The 17,476-nt window shown below is 71.4% G+C and carries 19 protein-coding genes and 2 tRNA genes; 2 read left to right on the top strand and 19 right to left on the bottom strand.

All coding sequences use genetic code 11. The annotated features are described in order from the left end of the window. Positions 1–12: 12 nt before the first annotated feature. The 14 genes from leuD to FHX53_RS00625 form a co-directional block, all read right to left on the bottom strand. On the bottom strand, positions 13–609 hold the full coding sequence (gene leuD, locus FHX53_RS00690) for a 3-isopropylmalate dehydratase small subunit (RefSeq protein WP_182489253.1): 597 nt from the start codon (positions 607–609) through the stop codon (positions 13–15). Continuing rightward, a complete protein-coding gene (gene leuC, locus FHX53_RS00685) occupies positions 609–2,108 on the bottom strand; it encodes a 3-isopropylmalate dehydratase large subunit (RefSeq protein WP_182489251.1) in 1,500 nt (499 codons plus the stop codon). Before leuC ends, leuD begins: the two co-directional genes overlap by 1 nt. 153 nt (positions 2,109–2,261) lie before the next feature. Next, entirely contained in the window at positions 2,262–2,912 is a 651-nt protein-coding gene (locus tag FHX53_RS00680; RefSeq protein WP_182489249.1) for an FHA domain-containing protein, read from the bottom strand. Between the two features lie 28 nt (positions 2,913–2,940). Beyond that, on the bottom strand, positions 2,941–3,738 hold the full coding sequence (locus FHX53_RS00675; RefSeq protein WP_182489247.1) for a hypothetical protein: 798 nt from the start codon (positions 3,736–3,738) through the stop codon (positions 2,941–2,943). Next, the gene (locus FHX53_RS13945; protein WP_182489245.1) at positions 3,671–5,455 is read right to left on the bottom strand and encodes a transglutaminase domain-containing protein; all 1,785 of its coding nucleotides are present in this window, start codon (positions 5,453–5,455) and stop codon (positions 3,671–3,673) included. Before FHX53_RS13945 ends, FHX53_RS00675 begins: the two co-directional genes overlap by 68 nt. Then, complete coding sequence (locus FHX53_RS00665) at positions 5,349–6,173, bottom strand: DUF58 domain-containing protein (protein ID WP_182489243.1); 825 nt, start codon at positions 6,171–6,173, stop codon at positions 5,349–5,351. Before FHX53_RS00665 ends, FHX53_RS13945 begins: the two co-directional genes overlap by 107 nt. 68 nt (positions 6,174–6,241) lie before the next feature. Continuing rightward, positions 6,242–6,448, bottom strand: a complete 207-nt coding sequence (locus tag FHX53_RS00660; protein WP_343050712.1) for a hypothetical protein — start codon at positions 6,446–6,448, stop codon at positions 6,242–6,244. Between the two features lie 14 nt (positions 6,449–6,462). Continuing rightward, positions 6,463–6,843: a protein kinase domain-containing protein gene (locus FHX53_RS00655; RefSeq protein ID WP_182489241.1), complete on the bottom strand. Its 381-nt coding sequence runs from the start codon at positions 6,841–6,843 to the stop codon at positions 6,463–6,465. Beyond that, positions 6,843–7,307: an FHA domain-containing protein gene (locus tag FHX53_RS00650; RefSeq protein WP_182489239.1), complete on the bottom strand. Its 465-nt coding sequence runs from the start codon at positions 7,305–7,307 to the stop codon at positions 6,843–6,845. Before FHX53_RS00650 ends, FHX53_RS00655 begins: the two co-directional genes overlap by 1 nt. Positions 7,308–7,860: 553 nt before the next feature. Beyond that, positions 7,861–8,742, bottom strand: a complete 882-nt coding sequence (locus FHX53_RS00645) for a protein phosphatase 2C domain-containing protein (RefSeq protein WP_182489237.1) — start codon at positions 8,740–8,742, stop codon at positions 7,861–7,863. A gap of 137 nt (positions 8,743–8,879) precedes the next feature. After that, positions 8,880–9,962: a TerC family protein gene (locus tag FHX53_RS00640; protein ID WP_343050711.1), complete on the bottom strand. Its 1,083-nt coding sequence runs from the start codon at positions 9,960–9,962 to the stop codon at positions 8,880–8,882. Between the two features lie 231 nt (positions 9,963–10,193). Beyond that, positions 10,194–10,266 (bottom strand) — tRNA-Glu (locus FHX53_RS00635). 95 nt (positions 10,267–10,361) lie between these two features. After that, positions 10,362–11,282 (bottom strand): diacylglycerol/lipid kinase family protein, encoded by a 921-nt coding sequence (locus FHX53_RS00630; protein ID WP_182490081.1) that lies wholly within the window; start codon positions 11,280–11,282, stop codon positions 10,362–10,364. A gap of 385 nt (positions 11,283–11,667) precedes the next feature. Then, complete coding sequence (locus FHX53_RS00625) at positions 11,668–11,949, bottom strand: metal-sensitive transcriptional regulator (RefSeq protein WP_182489235.1); 282 nt, start codon at positions 11,947–11,949, stop codon at positions 11,668–11,670. Positions 11,950–12,033: 84 nt separating this feature from the next. Here FHX53_RS00625 and FHX53_RS00620 point away from each other — a divergent pair, with 84 nt between their 5' ends. Continuing rightward, on the top strand, positions 12,034–12,666 hold the full coding sequence (locus FHX53_RS00620) for an MBL fold metallo-hydrolase (protein WP_182489234.1): 633 nt from the start codon (positions 12,034–12,036) through the stop codon (positions 12,664–12,666). Here the strand turns inward: FHX53_RS00620 and FHX53_RS00615 are convergent. The 5 genes from FHX53_RS00615 to FHX53_RS00595 all read right to left on the bottom strand — a co-directional run bounded on the left by FHX53_RS00615 (position 12,663) and on the right by FHX53_RS00595 (position 16,410). Then, positions 12,663–13,733, bottom strand: coding sequence for a hypothetical protein (locus FHX53_RS00615; RefSeq protein WP_220476067.1), 1,071 nt, complete (start codon positions 13,731–13,733; stop codon positions 12,663–12,665). The two genes, FHX53_RS00620 and FHX53_RS00615, sit on opposite strands and share 4 nt — an antisense overlap. Further along, positions 13,727–14,428: a MerR family transcriptional regulator gene (locus FHX53_RS00610; protein WP_246335371.1), complete on the bottom strand. Its 702-nt coding sequence runs from the start codon at positions 14,426–14,428 to the stop codon at positions 13,727–13,729. The genes FHX53_RS00615 and FHX53_RS00610 overlap by 7 nt, the downstream gene beginning before the upstream one ends. Before the next feature lie 56 nt (positions 14,429–14,484). Then, positions 14,485–15,441, bottom strand: coding sequence for a Ppx/GppA phosphatase family protein (locus FHX53_RS00605; protein WP_182489230.1), 957 nt, complete (start codon positions 15,439–15,441; stop codon positions 14,485–14,487). Positions 15,442–15,533: 92 nt separating this feature from the next. Then, positions 15,534–15,605: transfer RNA gene (locus tag FHX53_RS00600), tRNA-Gln, on the bottom strand. Positions 15,606–15,738: 133 nt separating this feature from the next. Then, positions 15,739–16,410, bottom strand: coding sequence for a hypothetical protein (locus tag FHX53_RS00595; protein WP_182489228.1), 672 nt, complete (start codon positions 16,408–16,410; stop codon positions 15,739–15,741). A gap of 85 nt (positions 16,411–16,495) precedes the next feature. Between FHX53_RS00595 and FHX53_RS00590 the strand changes: the two genes are divergently transcribed. Continuing rightward, entirely contained in the window at positions 16,496–17,452 is a 957-nt protein-coding gene (locus tag FHX53_RS00590) for a cytochrome b/b6 domain-containing protein (protein ID WP_182489226.1), read from the top strand. Positions 17,453–17,476: the final 24 nt, after the last annotated feature.

Below are 17,476 nucleotides of genomic sequence, written 5' to 3'. Positions count from 1 at the left end.
TTCTGCCCGGGGTCACCGGGCGGGGAGCGTGCGGGGTCGCCATGCCTCGCGGCGGGCCTCGAAATCGGTGATCGCCTGCTCATCCCGGAGGGTGAGCCCGATGTCGTCGAGCCCCTCCAGCAGACGCCACCTCGTGTAGTCATCGATGTTGAAGGGTGCAACGATATCGCCGATCCGGACATTCCTCGCCTCGAGATCGACTGTGGCCTGAAGGCCGGGCTCCGCCTCGATCGCCGCCCACATCCGCTCGATCGTCGACTCGTCGACCGTACCGGCGAGCAGACCCTGTTTTCCGGCGTTGCCGCGGAAGATGTCGCCGAAGCGCGGACTGATCACGGCGCGGAACCCGAAATCGCGCAGCGCCCAGACGGCGTGCTCGCGACTCGATCCGGTTCCGAAGTCGGGGCCGGCGATGAGGACGCGCGGGTTCGCGTACGCCGGCTTGTTGAGCACGAAATCGGGATCCTGCCTCCAGGCCGAGAACAGCCCGTCGTCGTAGCCGGTCTTCGTCACGCGCTTGAGGTACACAGCGGGGATTATCTGGTCGGTGTCGACGTTGGAGCGACGCAGCGGCACCGCGACCCCGGTGATCGTCGTGATCTTCTCCATCACACACCCGCCTTCGTCGCGTCGGTCGCGCTCGCGTCCAGCAGCGCCGGGTCGACCGGGATGCCGTCGGCGACGAGGTCGGCGGGGCTCGAGAGCGTGCCGCGGATGGCCGTGGCCGCGGCCACGAGAGGGCTCACGAGGTGCGTGCGCCCGCCCTTGCCCTGACGCCCCTCGAAGTTGCGGTTAGAAGTGGAGGCGCAGCGCTCGCCCGGCGCGAGCTGATCGGGATTCATGCCGAGGCACATCGAGCAGCCGGCGAAGCGCCACTCGCCGCCGAACTCGGTGACGATGCGGTCGAGGCCCTCGGCCTCGGCCTCGAGGCGCACGCGCGCCGAGCCGGGCACGACCATGACGCGGACGCCGTCGGCCTTCTTCTGGCCCTTGATGATCGAGGTGAACGCGCGCAGATCGTCGAGCCGGCTGTTGGTGCACGAGCCCATGAAGACCGCGTCGACGGGGATCTGCTTCATCGGCGTGCCCGCCCGCAGGTCCATGTACTCGAGCGCGCGCTCGGCCGCGGCGCGCTCGCTCGGGTCGATGATCGTCGCGGGGTCGGGCACGGAGTCGTTGAGATTGACGCCCTGACCGGGGTTCGTGCCCCACGTGACGAAGGGCTCGAGCTCGTCGGCGTCGATGAAGACCTCGGCGTCGAACACGGCGTCGTCGTCGGTGCGGAGCGTCGACCAGTACTCGACGGCGGCATCCCAGTCGGCGCCCTCTGGGGCGTGCGGGCGCCCGTTCAGATAGGCGTAGGTCGTCTCGTCGGGAGCGACCATCCCGGCTCGCGCGCCCGCCTCGATCGACATGTTGCAGATCGTCATGCGACCATCCATCGACAGCGCCCGGATCGCGGAGCCCCGGTACTCGAGCACGTAGCCCTGACCGCCGCCGGTGCCGATCTTCGCGATGACGGCCAGGATGATGTCCTTCGCGGTGACGCCGGGACGGAGCGACCCCTCGACCGTGATGGCCATCGTCCTGAACGGCGTGAGGGGAAGCGTCTGCGTCGCGAGCACGTGCTCGACCTCGCTGGTGCCGATTCCCATCGCGAGCGCGCCGAACGCGCCGTGCGTAGAGGTGTGGGAGTCGCCGCAGACGACCGTGATGCCCGGCATGGTGAGCCCGAGCTGGGGGCCGACGACGTGGACGATGCCCTGCTCGACGTCGCCGAGCGAGTGCAGACGGACCCCGAACTCGGCGCAGTTCTTGCGCAGCGTCTCGATCTGGATGCGGCTCGTGGGCTCGGCGATGGGCTTGTCGATCGCGAGGGTCGGAGTGTTGTGGTCCTCCGTGGCAATCGTCAGATCGGGTCGGCGGACGGGTCGACCCGCCATGCGGAGGCCGTCGAAGGCCTGCGGGCTGGTGACCTCATGGACGAGGTGCAGGTCGATGTAGAGCAGGTCGGGCTCGCCGTTCTCGCCCTTGGCGACGAGATGCGATTCCCAGACCTTCTCGGCGAGCGTGCGCGGACGGACGGTGTCTGCGGAGGGATCGGTCATGACGCGTTCGTGTCCTTCTTCGTTCAGGGGTTCCGGCCGACGGCGGACTCCGCGACGAGAGTGGCCTGGAGGATCAGGACTCGCCGCGGCGACGAAGGAGGAGTCGACCGAGAAGCATCCGCCCAGACTACCATCGGCGCCCGGGCCGACCGCCTACGGGCCCTCGAGGAGGCGGATCGTGAACGAGCCGAGGTGGAGGGCGTCGCCCGCCTCGACGCGCAGCGGGTGGCCCGGAGCCACGGGCAGCACCTGACCGCGCGGCGTCGCGCGCTCGGTGCCGTTCGTCGAGGCCAGGTCGTGGACGAGCAGAGCGCCCTGATCGGGTTCGATCGCCGCGTGCGTCTTCGAGACCGAACGCTGCGGGTCGGCCAGGCGCACGAGCTCCGCGCCCCTCCAGCCGTCGAGCTCGGCGGGGTCGCGACCGAGGAGCATGCGCCCGGTCACGGGAAGACGGCGACCGTCGGGCAGCTCGATCGCGAGCGATGCCGAATCGGGTGACACGACCGGCGGCTCGGTGACCGAGGTCGGGTGGGGGGTCGGAGGCCGCTCGGTCGCCGGTGCCGGCGCGAGGGCGGCGGGAGCCGGCGGTGTCGGCGGCGCGGCGGGCGCGACGACGCCCGCGGGACGAGGGGCGGGCATCCGCACCGTGCCGGAATCGGCGAGACCGGGCGGCATCTCGATGAGCGGGCCGCCGGTCGCGCACTGGACGACGGGCGTGCGCGGAGCCCGCTCGGCGTCGGGCACGAGACCGGGCGGCGGGGTGATGAGCGGCCGGGCGGGCCGGGCGTCGTCGTGTTCGGTCATCGAGCTCCCTCGAGGGTCGCGAGAGATCCTAGTCTTCGCGCGGGCCCATTGCCGAGGGGGTTGTGGCGATCGGCGGGATCGGGGGCGAGGCCGGAGGTCGATGGAGAGGGCTCGCCGTCTCCGCTCTGGCGACGAGTCGACGGCCCGCCGCGCGGACGCTCCCGAGCCGGAAGCGGCTGCGGAGCCTCGCCGAGCGCGATGCGCTCTCGTGCGCGGCGGCCGCGGCCGCGAGCGCCTCCGCCCACAGGTCGTCCGCCTCGCCCGCATCGATGTCGCGCCCCGAGAACACGGCCTCGTCCGTGCGCACGGCGATGGCGTGCAGCGACTGGGCTGCTCCCTCCGCGCCCGCCCCGTCGTCCGACCCCGCAGCCCCCGCGGTGAGGCCGGCCGCGACGTGCACGCGCGTCGTGCGCTGCGGGATGTCCGCGCCGAGTTCTGGATACCGGTCGACGAGCTCGCCCCACGCCCCCGCGACGGCGCGGTGACCCTCCGCCGCGCGACGGCGCCGATCGGCCCGTCGGCGCTTGAGGAGGGCGATGACGAGCATCGGAGCGAGCACGAGCACGAGGCTCAGCTCGAGCAGCGCGCCCAGCAGCCAGCCGGGCAGACCGGCGTCGTCGCGCTCCTCGTCGTCCGTGTCCTCGATCTCGACCGCCGTCACGAGGTCGTCCTGCTCGGAGTCGGTGCGCGGCGGCTGCCGCACCTGCGGCTGCGGCTCGGTTCGCGGCTCCGGGATCTGGTCCTGCGGCACGTCGGTCTCATCGGGGACGGGGAAGAACGGCACCCAGCCGACTCCCTCGAACGCGACCTCGACCCAGGCCGTCACGTCGTCCCCCATCACCACCACCACGGGTCCCCCGTCCTCGGAGACCTGGGGTGCGAAACCCCATGACGACGCGAGTGGGGTAATCGAGACTGCGGGCCATCAGCGCGAAGAGCGAGGCGTACTGCTCCTCGTCGCCGACCATGCTGGGCAGCGTCACCATGTCGTTCATGCGGTCGGCGGCGTGACCGGCGCGCGACGGAACCTGATCCGACGCCGTTCCGCGGCTGTAGTAGCCGATCGTGGCGAGGTGCTGCTCGAGTGCTCGGAGCTTCTCCACGGGCGACTCAGCGGTCGCGGTGAGCTCGGTCGCGAGCGCGACGACCGTGTCGGGGACCCCGACGACAGGGGCCGGCGCGAACGGCGCGACCGGGGCATCCCGGAGCGCGGCGTCCTCGGGGATCACCTGGCGCTCGGTCGCGATCCGGTAGCGGAGCCCCTCGCCCGCTCCGGAGGTCACGAGCGTCGCGCCTGTCGCGGCGTTGTAGCGGACGTCGACGCGCTCGGGGCTTCCGTCGCCCTCCTCGGCGCCGTCGAGGAAGGCGATGTCGGCGGCGTAGCCCGCACTCGGCAGCCAGACGTCAGAGTAGCCGGCGACGTCGACGGTGACGGGCTCGGGCCCATCGGTGCGCGCGAGCGGCGGCTCGGGGATCGTGCGGCCGACGAGTCGGAAACGCCCCGAGCCCTCGAGCGCCTCGCTCGCGCCCGCGACGTTCCAGGTGACCCCGTCGTAGACGTCCATCGCCGTGAGCCGGACGCGGTCGCCCGGCTGGAGCCCCTCGACGACGAGCAGCTCGGTGTCGACGAGATCCTTGGTGTACTCGCGGAAGCCGGCGAGAGGGCTCGGGTACTCGAGGGGCTCGAACGGCGGCTCGATCTCCTCGCGGAGAACGAATCGGTTGTCGGGCTGCGGGGCGAGCAGCCCCGCCGCGGCCGAGCCCAGCCCGATGGCCGCGACGACGACGATCGCCGTGCCGGCGAGCTTGCGACGCAGAAGCTGCTGTGCGGCCTCGCTCGAGGTCGTCGCCGTGGCCCGACGCCGCCAACCCAGCCAGACGAGGGCGATGCCGGCGAACGCCGCACCGCGGGCGACGGCGAGCACGGGTTCGTCGGTGCCGAGGAGCACACCCGTCGCGTAGACGGCCGCGGGCCCGATGAGCAGGAGCGCTGCGCGCGGCGCCGTGCGCCGACGATGCAACCAGCGCACGGCCAGGGTCGTCGAGGTGAAGGCCACGAGCAGCGCGGCGGCGTACGGGACGGCGATGACGTAATCGGGAAGGCTCAGCGGTGCCTGCAGCGTGAGGATGTCGGCCCATCCGTACACAGCGCCGATCGCGAGCGCTGCCAGGGATGCGATCGACGGCAGGAGGATGCCGTCCGACGGCGCGACGAAGGGCGTCCCGAGCAGGAAACAGGCGGCGAGCACGAGGCCCGCGGTCGGGAGGATCCCGAGACGCAGTCGCGCCGCGAGCAGAGCGGTCGCCGTGCCGACGAGGAGCCCTCCGGCACCGGCGAGCGCATAGGCGCTGGAGTCGAAGGCGGCGGCGAAGCCGATGAGCCCGATCGCCGGGTGAGCACGACCGGGACGAGCACGTCGGCGATAGTACGGGGCGTCACGACATCCCCCGCACGAGTCGCGGGAGGTCGGCGAGCGAGCCGACGGTCGCGACCCGGAGCCGATCGACGGTCGCGATCCGGCTCGAGGCGGCGGAGTCCGCACGCAGACCGATCGTGACGGCATCGCGACCGAAGAGCGTCTGCACCGCGCGCGCATCGGTGACGGCGAGCCCGGAGCCTCCGACGAGGACGACGAGGCTCGGCGGCGGTAGCCGCAGCGTCGCCGCCCTGGGGAACTCGCGCGCGCTCGCATGCCTCGTCGTGACGGGCTCGAGGCGGCACGAGTCGTCGAGGAGCGTGGAGGCGGTCCCCGTGCGCAGCGCGGTCGCCTCGCTCACCACGGCGACCAGCGTGCCGTCGCGGATGACCTGCACGCCGAGCGAGGCGACGATCGAGACGGCGAGCTCGAACTCGTCGTCGCTCGCGTATTTGTCGCGGTCGGCGTCGAAGAGGATCACGAGCTGCGAGCGCCTGGTCTCCTCGAACCGCCGCACCATGAGCTGCCCCGTGCGCGCGGAGGTGCGCCAGTGAACGTATCGGCGGTCGTCGCCCGGCTCGTAGGCGCGGAGCGCGTGGAAGGCGATCGAGACCACAGGAGCGGCGAGCAGGACCGCGCCGAGGGCGACGAATTCGAGCCAGCCGAGCAGGGCTCCGACGAGCAGGCTGACGACGGCCGCCCCGAGCACGATCCAGCCGAGCGGTGAGACGACGCCGACGATGGGGGCGAGCGCGCCTCGCGTCGCCCGCCCGACGAGCAGGAGCGCCGCGGCGATGGGCCCCGGGCCCCGAACCGTCGGCTGAGCTCGGCGTCGGCGGGGCATCCACGCCCCGATAGGACGGCGGGGCCGCGATCGCCGCGCCCGTCGCGCTTCGGGCTGGATGACCGACGTCATGCGGCGCGGTAGACCGGGGGTTCGATGTCGGCGAGGATGCCTTCGACGATCTGCTCGGGCGTGACGCCCTCGAAGTCGCTCTCGGGATCGACGATGAGGCGGTGCGCGAGGACGGGCACGGCGAGCGCCCGCACGTCGTCGGGGGTCGCGTAGGTGCGGCCCGAGGCGATCGCCCACGTCTTGATCGCACGGGCGAGCGCCATCGCACCGCGTATGCTCACGCCGAGCACGACGTCCTTGTGCTCGCGCGTCGCAGCGCATCGACGACGGTGAAGGGCGCGCCCTTGGCCAGCTCGCTGAGGCTCGGGCCCGCGCAGTACTCCATGACGAAGTAGGGGCGGTCGTCGACGGCGATGTCGGCGTGGAAGATCGTGACGATCGAGGGATGCGCGCTCAGGCGCGCCATGAGGTTCGCCTCCTCGACGAACGCGGCCCGCGCTCCCGAGTCGAGCCCGTCAGCGATGAGCACCTTCACGGCCACGAGGCGGCGCGGCAGGAGCTGCTGATACAGGAAGACGTCGCTGAACCCGCCGGCGCCGAGCAGTCGGACGTGCTCGTAGACCGGTAGCTCGGGCGGGGTGCTGGGAGCGCGCCGCATCAGCGGCTCCTGACGGCGAGCGTCGTCCCGCCGAGATCGATGACGGTGCCGTCGAGAACGGGCGTAGCCTCCCCCGCCCTCAGCAGCTGCGGGGCCGCGCCCGGCATGCGGACGGTCGTGCCGTTGCGCGAGTTGAGGTCGGTCACGACGACGGTGTCGCCCTCGAGCGCCACGCGAACGTGCGTCCTCGACATGTCGGGGTTGTCGGGGATGACGATGAGGCGCGGCACCGCCCCGCTCGACACCTTCGACGCCGTCGGCGCGCGTCCGACGACGATCACGCCGGAGAGCGGCTCGATCCGCCCGGAATCGACCTCCACGACGTAGGAGGGCGGGGCGGGCTCCGTCGACGCGACGGGAGGGATGACCCGCTCGCGCTCGGCGAAGCCGGCGATGTCCCGGCTGACGACGGTGAGGCCGTCATGGTCGCCGATGAGGGCCGCCTCCGCGGGCGTGCGCACCACGGTCTCCTCGAAGAGGCCGTCGCCGCTCGCCAGGGCTCGGAGTCGAACGGCTCGGTGAGAGTCTGCTCGGCGACCGCCGCGAGCTGCGGGGCCGGCTCCGCCTGGACCGCCGCGCTGGCGGAGCCGATCTCGACGGCGGCGGCTCGAACCACTCCGGACACGAGAGGGAGAGCCTGGCCGTCGTCGACGCGGCTCGTTCCGGCCTCGACGCGGATCCGATCGAAAGAGGGCACGACCGACTCGCGCCACGTCGACACATCAGCGCCGTCGAGCGTGCCGCGCGCGCCGCTCGACTCGACGGAGATCGTGACGACGCCCCGGACGAAGGCGCGGGCGACGGCCCCGCGCGTGTCGATGATCGCGAACGGCGGCATTGCGGATAGCCCATCGGCGGAGAGCACCTCGAGGACGTGCGTCACGGGCTCGGCGAGCGCGAGCGCATCCCACAGCGAGGCGGGCGTCAGTTCGGGTGGAGCATTCGCATCGAGGATGACGACGGTCACGCCGTCGCGGACGGCGAGCAGCGCGCTGACCCCGGGCCGGTACACCACGCTCATGCCGCTCCGCCGCCCGATCGGGGCAGGGTGTCCTCCAGCTCGGCGCCGACGCGGTCGCGCGTCGAGGCGATCCGGTCGTGCGCGCCCGCGTCGACGAGCGCAGTCGCGCTGGAGGACTCGACGACGATCACCGTGACGTTGTCGGAGCCGCCCGCGTCGACCGCGGCTGCCACGAGAGCATCCGCGATGGAGCACGGCTCGCCGGCAGCACCGTGCCGCATGAGCACCTCGGCGATCGCGTCGTCGCTGAGTTCACGAGTGAGGCCGTCGGAGCACAGCAGGAACACCTGCTCGCCCGAGACCGGCAGCAGCCACACGTCGGCGACGACATCGGGCCTGACGCCCACGGCGCGCGTGATGACGTTGCGCTCGGGGTGCACCAGGGCCTCCTCCGCGGTGAGTCGCCCGGTGTCGACCAGCTCCTGCACGAACGAGTGGTCCACCGTGAGCTGCTTCAGCTCTCTGCCCGTCCACTCGTAGAGGCGCGAGTCTCCGATGTTCGCCGCGAGCCAGTAGGCGGCATCCCCGCCGCCCCGCACGAGGGAGAGGACGACGAGCGTCGTTCCGGAGACTCCGTCGACCCCGTCGCGCTCCGACTGCGCGCGGACCGCGTCGTTCGCTGCTGCGATGGCCTCGATGAGCTCATCGACCGTCGGCACCGCGTCGGCTGCGACGCGCTCGGCGAGCGCGGCGATGGCAGTCCGGCTCGCGACGTCTCCGCGCTCGTGCCCGCCCATCCCGTCGGCGACGACGAAGAGGGGTACCTCGGCGCGGAAGCTGTCCTCGTTGAGCGGGCGCACAGCGCCCGCCGAGGTCTGCGCTGAGACGGCGATGCGGGTGATCCCGGAACCGACGGGAACGACCGTCTCATCGCGCACGAACAACGCCCCTTCGCTCACCGACCTGTCGGTGCACAACCCTAGCGACTGGTTGAGGAGCACTCAGTGCCGGATTCACTCCGGTCGAGCATCCGCCCCTGCGATGTTCGGAGCGGAGCGCCCAGTGGCGGGCCGGGTCAGCCCTCGCGGGCGTCGCGCGCCCCGCGGACGGTCGCTTCGCTCTCCGCAGTCGCCTCGACGACGGCCGGCTCGTCATCGTCGCTCGGGCCCGTGAGGCTCGGGATGTACCGGTTCTCGCGGCGCAGCTTCAGCAGGCTCGCGGCGACCGACACGGCCATCGCGAGGACGATCACGATGAGCGACGTCCACGTGTCGATCTCCGGTACGGCGAGCGGCTCACCGCCGTTGATGAAGGGCACCTCGTTCTCGTGCAGGGCGTGCAGGACGAGCTTCACGCCGATGAAGGCGAGGATGAACGCGATGCCGTACTTGAGGTACTCGAGCTTGTCGACGAGGTGGCCGAGCAGGAAGTAGAGCTGGCGGAGCCCCATGAGGGCGAAGACGTTCGCCGTGAACACGATGAACGGGCTCTGCGTGATGCCGAAGATCGCGGGGATCGAGTCGAGCGCGAAGATGAGGTCGGTCGTGCCGATCGCGATGAAGACGATGAGCAGCGGCGTGAAGGAGGTCTTGCCGTGCACGCGCGTGCGGATCTTCATGCCGTGGAACTCGTCGGTGATCGAGATGCGCTTGCGCAGGAAGCCGATGAGCTTCGACTCGCGCTCCTCGTCGTCCTCGCGGCCCGAGAGGGCCTGCTGCGCCGCCGTGATGAGCAGGAACGCGCCGAAGATGTAGAAGATCCAGCTGAAATTCTCGATGAGCGTCGCGCCGAGCAGGATGAAGACGCCGCGGAACAGCAGCGCGAGGATGATGCCCACCATGAGCACCTCCTGCTGCATCTTCTTGGGCACCGAGAACTGGGCCATGATGAGGACGAACACGAAGAGGTTGTCGATCGAGAGGCTGTACTCCGTCAGCCAGCCGGCGACGAACTCGCCGCCCGCGTCCGGCCCGACGATCGTGAACATGAGCCCGGCGAAGATCAGCGCCAGCGTCACGTAGAACGCCACCCACAGCCCCGACTCCTTCGGGCTGGGCACGTGAGGGCGACGGACGACGAGCAGGAGGTCGGCGATCAGGATTAGCGTCAGGACGACGAACGAACCGATCTCGAACCAGGCGGGAATGACGTAGTCCACGGGGACCTTCCGTTCAGGGGTGCGGTGAGGGACGAAAGTCTCTCCCCCGCGGATCGCGGCGCCTGGCCCGGGGCCTCGACAACGGAGCCCGTGGTGACGGATCAGGCGAATCGGGATACTCCCCTTCGCTCGGGTGAGTCTAGCGCCGCTCGCGGCGGGGGCTCGCAGAGCATCCGACCGCGACGGCTGAGACGACGAAACCCCCGGCATGACCGGGGGTTTCGTGAAGTGTGACCCCAGCGGGATTCGAACCCGCGTTACCGCCGTGAGAGGGCGGCGTACTAGGCCGCTATACGATGGGGCCGTTTGCGACTGGACGAGTATGGCATACGTCCGAGGCGGAATCCAAACCGGCCGCGGCCGCTTCCGATCCGCGCGAGCGCGGGCATTCGAGGGGCGTCAGGCGAGCACGCGAAGCGCGCCCGGCTCGACCTCCACATCGATCGGGAGAGGGGCGATGCGCTCGCCGTCGGCGTAGGCGACGATGCCCTCGGCCTCGATGCGGATGCGGCGCCCGCACATCGTAACGACGCGCGCGTCGGTCACATGCGTGCCCGCGAATACGCGCGGGAAGATGCGCAGGAACGCCAGCCGCGAGAGCGGCCGCACGATCATTACATCGAGCAGGCCGTCATCGAGCAGCGCCGCGGGCGTGACCTTCATGCCGCCTCCGAGTGAGGTGTTGTTGCCGACCGAGACGAGCAGGGCCCGCTCGCGGTGCTCGACGCCGTCGACGACGAGCCGGTAGTCGATCGGCCGAAGTCGCGCGAGCTCGACGAGCAGCGCGATCGTGTATCGGCTGCGCCCGCGCGGCCTGCTCATGCGGTTCGCCCGCTCGTTGACGATCGCGTCGAAGCCCGCCGAGAGCACGCAGGCGAAGCGGCGAGAGCCGGGATGCAGCGCCGCGCCTGCCGCCGATGCGGCGCCGTGATCGATGCGGGCCGCGTCGATGACGCGAGGTCCGCGCTCGAGGGCGGCGAGCATCCCCTGCACCGCCGCGTCGGGGTCGTCGAAAGCGATGCCGAGGCCGCGCGCCATGTCATTGCCCGTCCCGCTCGGGATGATTCCGAGGGGGATGCCCGTGCTGGCCGTGAGCTCGACGCCCAGGTTGACCATCCCGTCGCCCCCGACCACGACCAGGGCGTCGACGCCCGAGTCGAGCCGCGCGGCCGCCTCGGCGCGGAGCACGACGAGACTCTCAGCGACCAGTTCGTGCACGAGGTGACCCCGCTCGCGCAGGAGGGCGACGACTCGCGGTCCCACGTCGCGGCCCTTCCCGAAGGAGGCGGTCGGGTTGATCGCCACCGCGAACGTGCGCATCGTCGTCACAGTTGCTGATTATGGGGGCGGAACGATCGTGCTCGCGGGGCGGGCGGGGTGCGGCGCGCCGGGGATCCGCCCGCCGCCTGCGCTGCGCGGCCCGCGCGACGCGGGGCGCGGCCTGCGGGGCGCGATCGCGTCTATCGGTCAGCAGTTACGGGACGACCACTCCGAACACCCGACAGCTGACCGATGAACGGACTCGGCGTGCACCGCCACGGGCGCGCGGGGCGTTGCCCCAGGAGCGGATGTCGACCCTCGTCCTCGCACGGTACGCGCGCCTATCGGTCACTCGATTGCGGCTCGGCTCGGCCGACCCCGCAACAACTGACCGCTAGACGAGCTGACGGCGCAACGCACCCGACGCTCTCCGGCGCAGCGCGCCTCAGCTGCCGCGGTTGTTCTGCAGCTCGAACACCGAGAGCAGCTCGGCGACGGCCTTCTCGCGCTCATCGCCGCCCGCGTCGAACATGTCGGTCACGTGCGTGCGCAGGTGGTTCTCGACGAGTAGCTTGTTGAGGCTGCGAAGGCTCTTCTGAATGGCGAGCGACTGCGTGATGATGTCGACGCAGTACTCGTCCGCCTCGATCATGCGCTCGATTCCGCGCATCTGGCCCTGCAGAATGCGCGCGCGGTGGAGTGAGCGCTTCTTGATGTCGTCGATCATTGTTCGATAGTACCCCCCAGGGGTACCATTGGCGAGCCGTGCCCGGGTGGCGCGTCAAGCCAGGTCGGTGACTACAGTGGCCGCATGATCCTCACCAAGCGCGAGCACGCCTGCCTGGTCATCGAGCGCGACGGCGCGAGCCTCGTCATCGATCCTGGTAGCTTCACCGCCCCCTTCGACGCCCCGGGTCTCGTCGCCATCGTCGTCACGCACGAGCACGCCGACCACGCCGCCCCCGAGCACCTCGACCGCCTGCTCGCCTCCTCCCCCGAGGCGCGGCTGTTCGCCCCGGCCGGCGTCGCCGCTGCCCACCCGGGCTACGACTGGCAGATCGTCGCGGCAGGGGATGTCCGCGAGGCCGCGCCGTTCACGCTCGCCTTCTCGGGCGGTCGGCACGCTGTCATCCACGCGAGCATCCCGGTGGTCGACAACCTCGGGGTCATGGTCGACGGCACTCTCTACTACCCCGGAGACTCGTACACCGACCCCGGCGTGCCCGTCGGCGTGCTCGCGGTGCCCGCGAGCGCGCCGTGGCTCAAGATCGGCGAGGTCATGGACTACCTCGACGCCGTGCGGCCGCGTCGGGCGTTCCCGACGCACGAGCGCGCGAACTCCGACGCCGGCAACGCGATGGCGAACGGTCGCATCAAGCACGTCGTCGAGTCGAACGGCGGCCGATTCTTCGCGCTCGTGGCGGGCGACACGCTCGAGATCTAGTGGCGCAGCGCGCGCGAGTCTGGACGAGCGCCAGGGCTCCTAGTCGGGCGCCGAGCAACGGCGAGCACGGCGATGGCCGCCACCGCGACGAGAACGGCGACGACGGCCGCGAATGACAGCGTGAGAGCATCCGGGGCCACGATCGATTGCCCGCGCAGTGCCTGCTGCGTGACTATCGCGACGACCGCCGCGAAGGCGCCCGCGCCCACGAGCACAAGCCGACGGCGGATCGAAGAGGCGCGCAGCGCGCCGATCCGGCGGGCCGCGAGCTCGAGCAGGAGCGCTAGCAAGGGCAGCGCCTGCAGCGCGTGCATGCCGATGAAGTGGGGGATGCGCAGGTCGCCGGCCTCGGTGCTCCAGCCGACGAGCGGCAGGCCAGAGCCGCCGTCGGGAAGGCCGACGGTGTGGGCGCCCGCGACGCCCTGGAAGTCGGCGAGCTGACCGCTCGTCGAGCCTGTCATCAGGAAACCGAGGGCGAGACCGACGAGCGATATCAGGATGCCCGCCCGAAGCGCGGCGCGCCGGGCCGGGTCGGCACCGGGGAGGGACCACATCGCGAGCCCCGCGACGATCGTGGCGACCCAGAGCGTCGTGATCGCGCCCGCCATGATCGACCACGCGGTCACCGCCAGAGGCGTGTCGACCATGAAGTGGCTGCGGAGTCCGACGGCGGCGAAGCCGACGATGACGACGAGCTCGATCGCCAGCGTGACCGTGATGACGGTGCCGGCCCACCAGGCGATCCGGCGGCCGCGCGGCGCCAGGACGTGCCCGAGCAGCCACGACCAGGTGAGCGCGTAGATCGAGCCGGAGATCGCGAACTTCAGCGGCTTCTCCCACAGCGGTCGGCCGAGCAGCTCGCGGTCGTCGACGACGAAGCCGACGAGTGCAACGAAGGTGAGGGCGGCGAGCGCGATCGCGAGACCGAGCAGCGGCCGGTGCCAGTGCTGCCGAGGCAGGTCGAGTCTCCACCCTGGGGCGATGTCGGGGCGGGTCATGGCCCGGCCGTCGGAGCCGCTGGCCGCGGCCGACGACGGGGCGTGGGATGCGCGGGGGTCGGTCAGCATGAGGGATCCTGTCGGTCGGCGCGTCGGGTCTCGGTGCCGCCGTCCGGAAAGAGCCGGTACGACTCGACCTCCTGGGCGATTCGGCGCAGGCCCGCCGCGAGCGTGTCGCCGAGCACCGTGCCGATGACGACGACGTTCGCCATGGCGGCACGATCGCCCCTCGTGCGCTCGCCCGCCGCCGCGACGGTCGCGAGGTCGGCTGCGGCGATGCGCTCGGCAGCCTCGGCGTAGTCGTCGAGTGCGGCGATGAGGTGCGGCTGGTCAAGGGCCTCGTAGGCATCGAGCACGCGCGTCGCCATCGCGAGGCCGGGGTTGTCGCCGTGCACCCGCCAGCCGCGGCGCGCGCAGAGCTCGGCGATGCGCCGCTCGCCGCGGGATGGCTCGCGTGACTCCTCGGTCGGCGTCGTGGGGAGGTCGGCACCGGGCCGCTCAGTCACGGAGCGCTGCGCGATGCCGAAGATGTGGCTGAGCTCGAGCTCGGGGCGCTCCATCGCGGCGAGCACCTCGGCGGCGCGTGCCACGGGCAGGTCGCCGACGTCGATGAGCGCACGGATCAGGCGAACACGCGCGACGTGACTGGAGTCGTAGCGAGCCTGGTTGGGGCTCGTCCGCTCACCTCCGTGCAGCAGGCCCTCACGCAGGTAGTACTTGAGCGTCGGCACGGGAACGCCCGTGGTCGTGCTCAACTCGCTCATCCGCATGATGGATAGCGTAACTATCTATATCGCCGTTGTCCATATCGGCACGGAGGTCAGGGCGTCGCGGGCAGCACCCGACCCGGCGCATCGAGGGCGTCGATGTAGCGCAGGACGATGCCCTCGCGCAGCGCCCACGGCGACACGATGAGGGTCGGCACGTCGAAGACCTTCATCGCCGTGCGCAGCAGGATGGCGCCAGCGAGGATCTGCGGGCCCCGCTCGGGCGTGATGCCGGGAAGGTACTGCCGGACGTCGGAGGGCATCTCGCGCAGCGTCGGCTCCCACTCGCGGAGGCCCGTGTAGTAGATCGGAGCCGGGGCGCCCGTGACAGGGTCGGCCGGACCGCCGACCAGTCGCCCGAGCGAGCGGATGGTCTTCGAGGTGCCGACGACGCGCGTGGGCTTCGGCCGGTCGGCGAAGAGAGTGTCGCGCGCCTCGGTGAAGGCGGCGCGGGCGTGCGCGCGCAGCGCCGAGACCGCGTCGCGATTCGGGGGGTCGCCCCGGAGGAAGCGCACGGTCGCTCTCGCGGCCCCGAGCGGCAGGGAGACCTGCGCATCCGGATACTCGTCGGCGCCCTGGGCGATCTCGAACGAGCCGCCCCCGATGTCGAAGAGCAGGATCTCGCCGGCCGACCAGCCGAACCAGCGCCGCACGGCGAGCATCGTGATGCGGGCCTCATCGTCGCCCGAGAGCACCTGGAGCTCGACGCCGGTCTCGCGGACGATGCGGGCGAGGACGTCCTCGCCGTTGGCCGCCTCGCGGATGGCCGAGGTCGCGGTCGAGATGACGTCGTCGACGCCGATCTCGGCGACCGTGGCGGCGGCGCTGACGATCGCCTCGATGAGGAGCCGCTGCCCTTCCTCGACGATCGCGCCGTCGTCGTCGATGAAGCGCATGAGCCTCAGCGTCGACCGCTCGGAGTGGTACGGCACCGGGCTCGCGCCGGGGTGCGCGTCGACGACGAGCAGGTGAACGGTGTTCGAGCCGACGTCGATGACCCCTAATCGCATGGGTCGAGCGTACGCGCGCCGCCTCCGCTCCGCGGGCGCCCGACGTCCACTGAGACGACGAAACCCCCGGGATCACCGGGGGCTTCAGAGCGCTGGGGTACCTGGACTCGAACCAAGAACAACTGAACCAGAATCAGCCGTGTTGCCAATTACACCATACCCCACCGGGGTACTGCGGGCTCGCGCCTTGCAGTGACTCCGTGACACCGCTAGGCGGGCCGAGATGCGAGTTTACCCTACCGGTCGGGCGGGCACGAACGCGCCCTGCGACCGGGCGCGCGCTCCGCCCCGACCGGCTCATTCGACGGCGATGACGAAGACCGACTCGCAGAACGCCTCGCCCGTGCACGTGATCTCCAGGTGCGTCGGAAGCCCGATCCGATCGCCGGACTCCGTCCGTGTCGTCTCGGGCTGGCCGCTCTCCTGCGCCGCGAGCACGAGCTCGAGGAGCGTGCCGTCGGCGATCGGTGCATAGCCGAAGCGCTCGGCCGACTCGACCGCGAACGCCTCGACGTCGCGGAAAGTGCCGAACGTGATCTCCCGGGGCGGCGCCACGCGCAGCTCGCGCACCTCCCCCGCCTCCGTCGCGATCGTGAACGTCCACGTCGTGAATCGCGCGCCGCCGTCGCCGCCGGAGGCGAGCAGCACGAGCCGGTAGTCGAGATCCTGCTCGTGGGGGCCGATGACGACCTCGCCGCTGGCGGGCAGCCCGAGCGACTCCGCCTCGATGGGGATCTCGCGCAGATCGATGCGCGGGATGCGCTGCTCCTCGATGAACGCGAGGCCCTCGTCGGTGAACACCGAGAAGTTGAGGTCGTCGACCTCGTTCGTCTCGGCGGGCCCCGGTCCCGCCGCGAGGCGCGGCCCCTGCGAGGCGGCGAAGGCCACCGCAGCGATGATGATCGCGCTCAGGACGACTGCGGGGATCCATCGCACCCACTCGGGCACTCTCGAGGGGAAGTCAGACACCGGACCACCCTAGCCGCGTCGCGCCGAGCCCCCGCCCACCCCTCCCCCAGCGCCTGCCCCCCGACAGGGCGATACGGTGGAGCACGTGCCGCGCCCGACCGCCCTCCGCCGCCGTGCGGTCGTGCTCGCGGTCGTCGCGGCTCTGGTCGTGCTCGCGGCCGCGATGATCGCGGCGCGCGCGTTCCTCGAGAGCCCTAGCGGGGCATCCTTCGTCGCCGACTACCCCGGCTCGTACGACCCGCCGCCCGGCACACCCGACGGATTCCCCGCGTGGCTGCGCTGGACGCACTGGCTCAGTGCCTTCCTCCTGCTGTTCATCGTGAGCTCCGGTCTGCACCTGCGCACCGGTCGGCGACCGCCCGCGTTCGTCACGAGGCGCACGACGGGCCCACTCGCGGCGAAGAGCCCATCGCGCCTCGGCCTCCACACGTGGTGGCATCTCGTCGTCGACACCCTGTGGGTGATCACGGGACTCATCTACCTCGTCGCCCTGTTCGCCAGCGGACACTGGCAGCGTCTCATTCCCACCGACCTCGCAGTCATCCCCCACGCGGTCTCGGCGGCCGTACAGTACCTCGCCCTCGACTGGCCCGCCCACGACAGCTGGGCCCGGTACAACAGCCTGCAGCAGCTCTTCTACGCCGCGACGGTCGTCATCGCCGCACCGCTCGCGACTCTCACCGGGCTGCGGCTCTCACCCGTGTGGCCGGATCGGTGGATGCGCGCCCGCGGGCCGCTCTCCGACCGGGCGGCTCGGCGCACCCACGGCCTGGTGCTCTGGTACTTCCTGGCGTTCACCGTCGCGCACGTCGCGCTCGTCCTCCTCACGGGCGCGCGCGGCAACCTCAACGCCATCTACGCAGGGATCGACGACGCCGAGAGCTGGCTCGGCGTCGGGCTCTTCGCTCTCTCCACCGGCGTCATGGCGGCGGCCTGGGTGCTCCTGCGGCCCCCCGCACAGATCGCGATCGCGCAGAGGGTCGCCGACGTGCGGGTCATGCCCGCGCCCCCTGCCGCGCCGAAGGAGGCGCACCGGCCGTAGCCGACCTCGGGCGTTCCGGCCGCA

Source organism: Microcella alkalica (assembly GCF_014137945.1).
In the GTDB taxonomy this organism is placed as follows: Bacteria; Actinomycetota; Actinomycetes; order Actinomycetales; family Microbacteriaceae; genus Microcella; species Microcella alkalica.
Note: the sequence above shows the minus strand (reverse complement) of the source record. Positions and strands in the feature narration are given on the sequence as shown.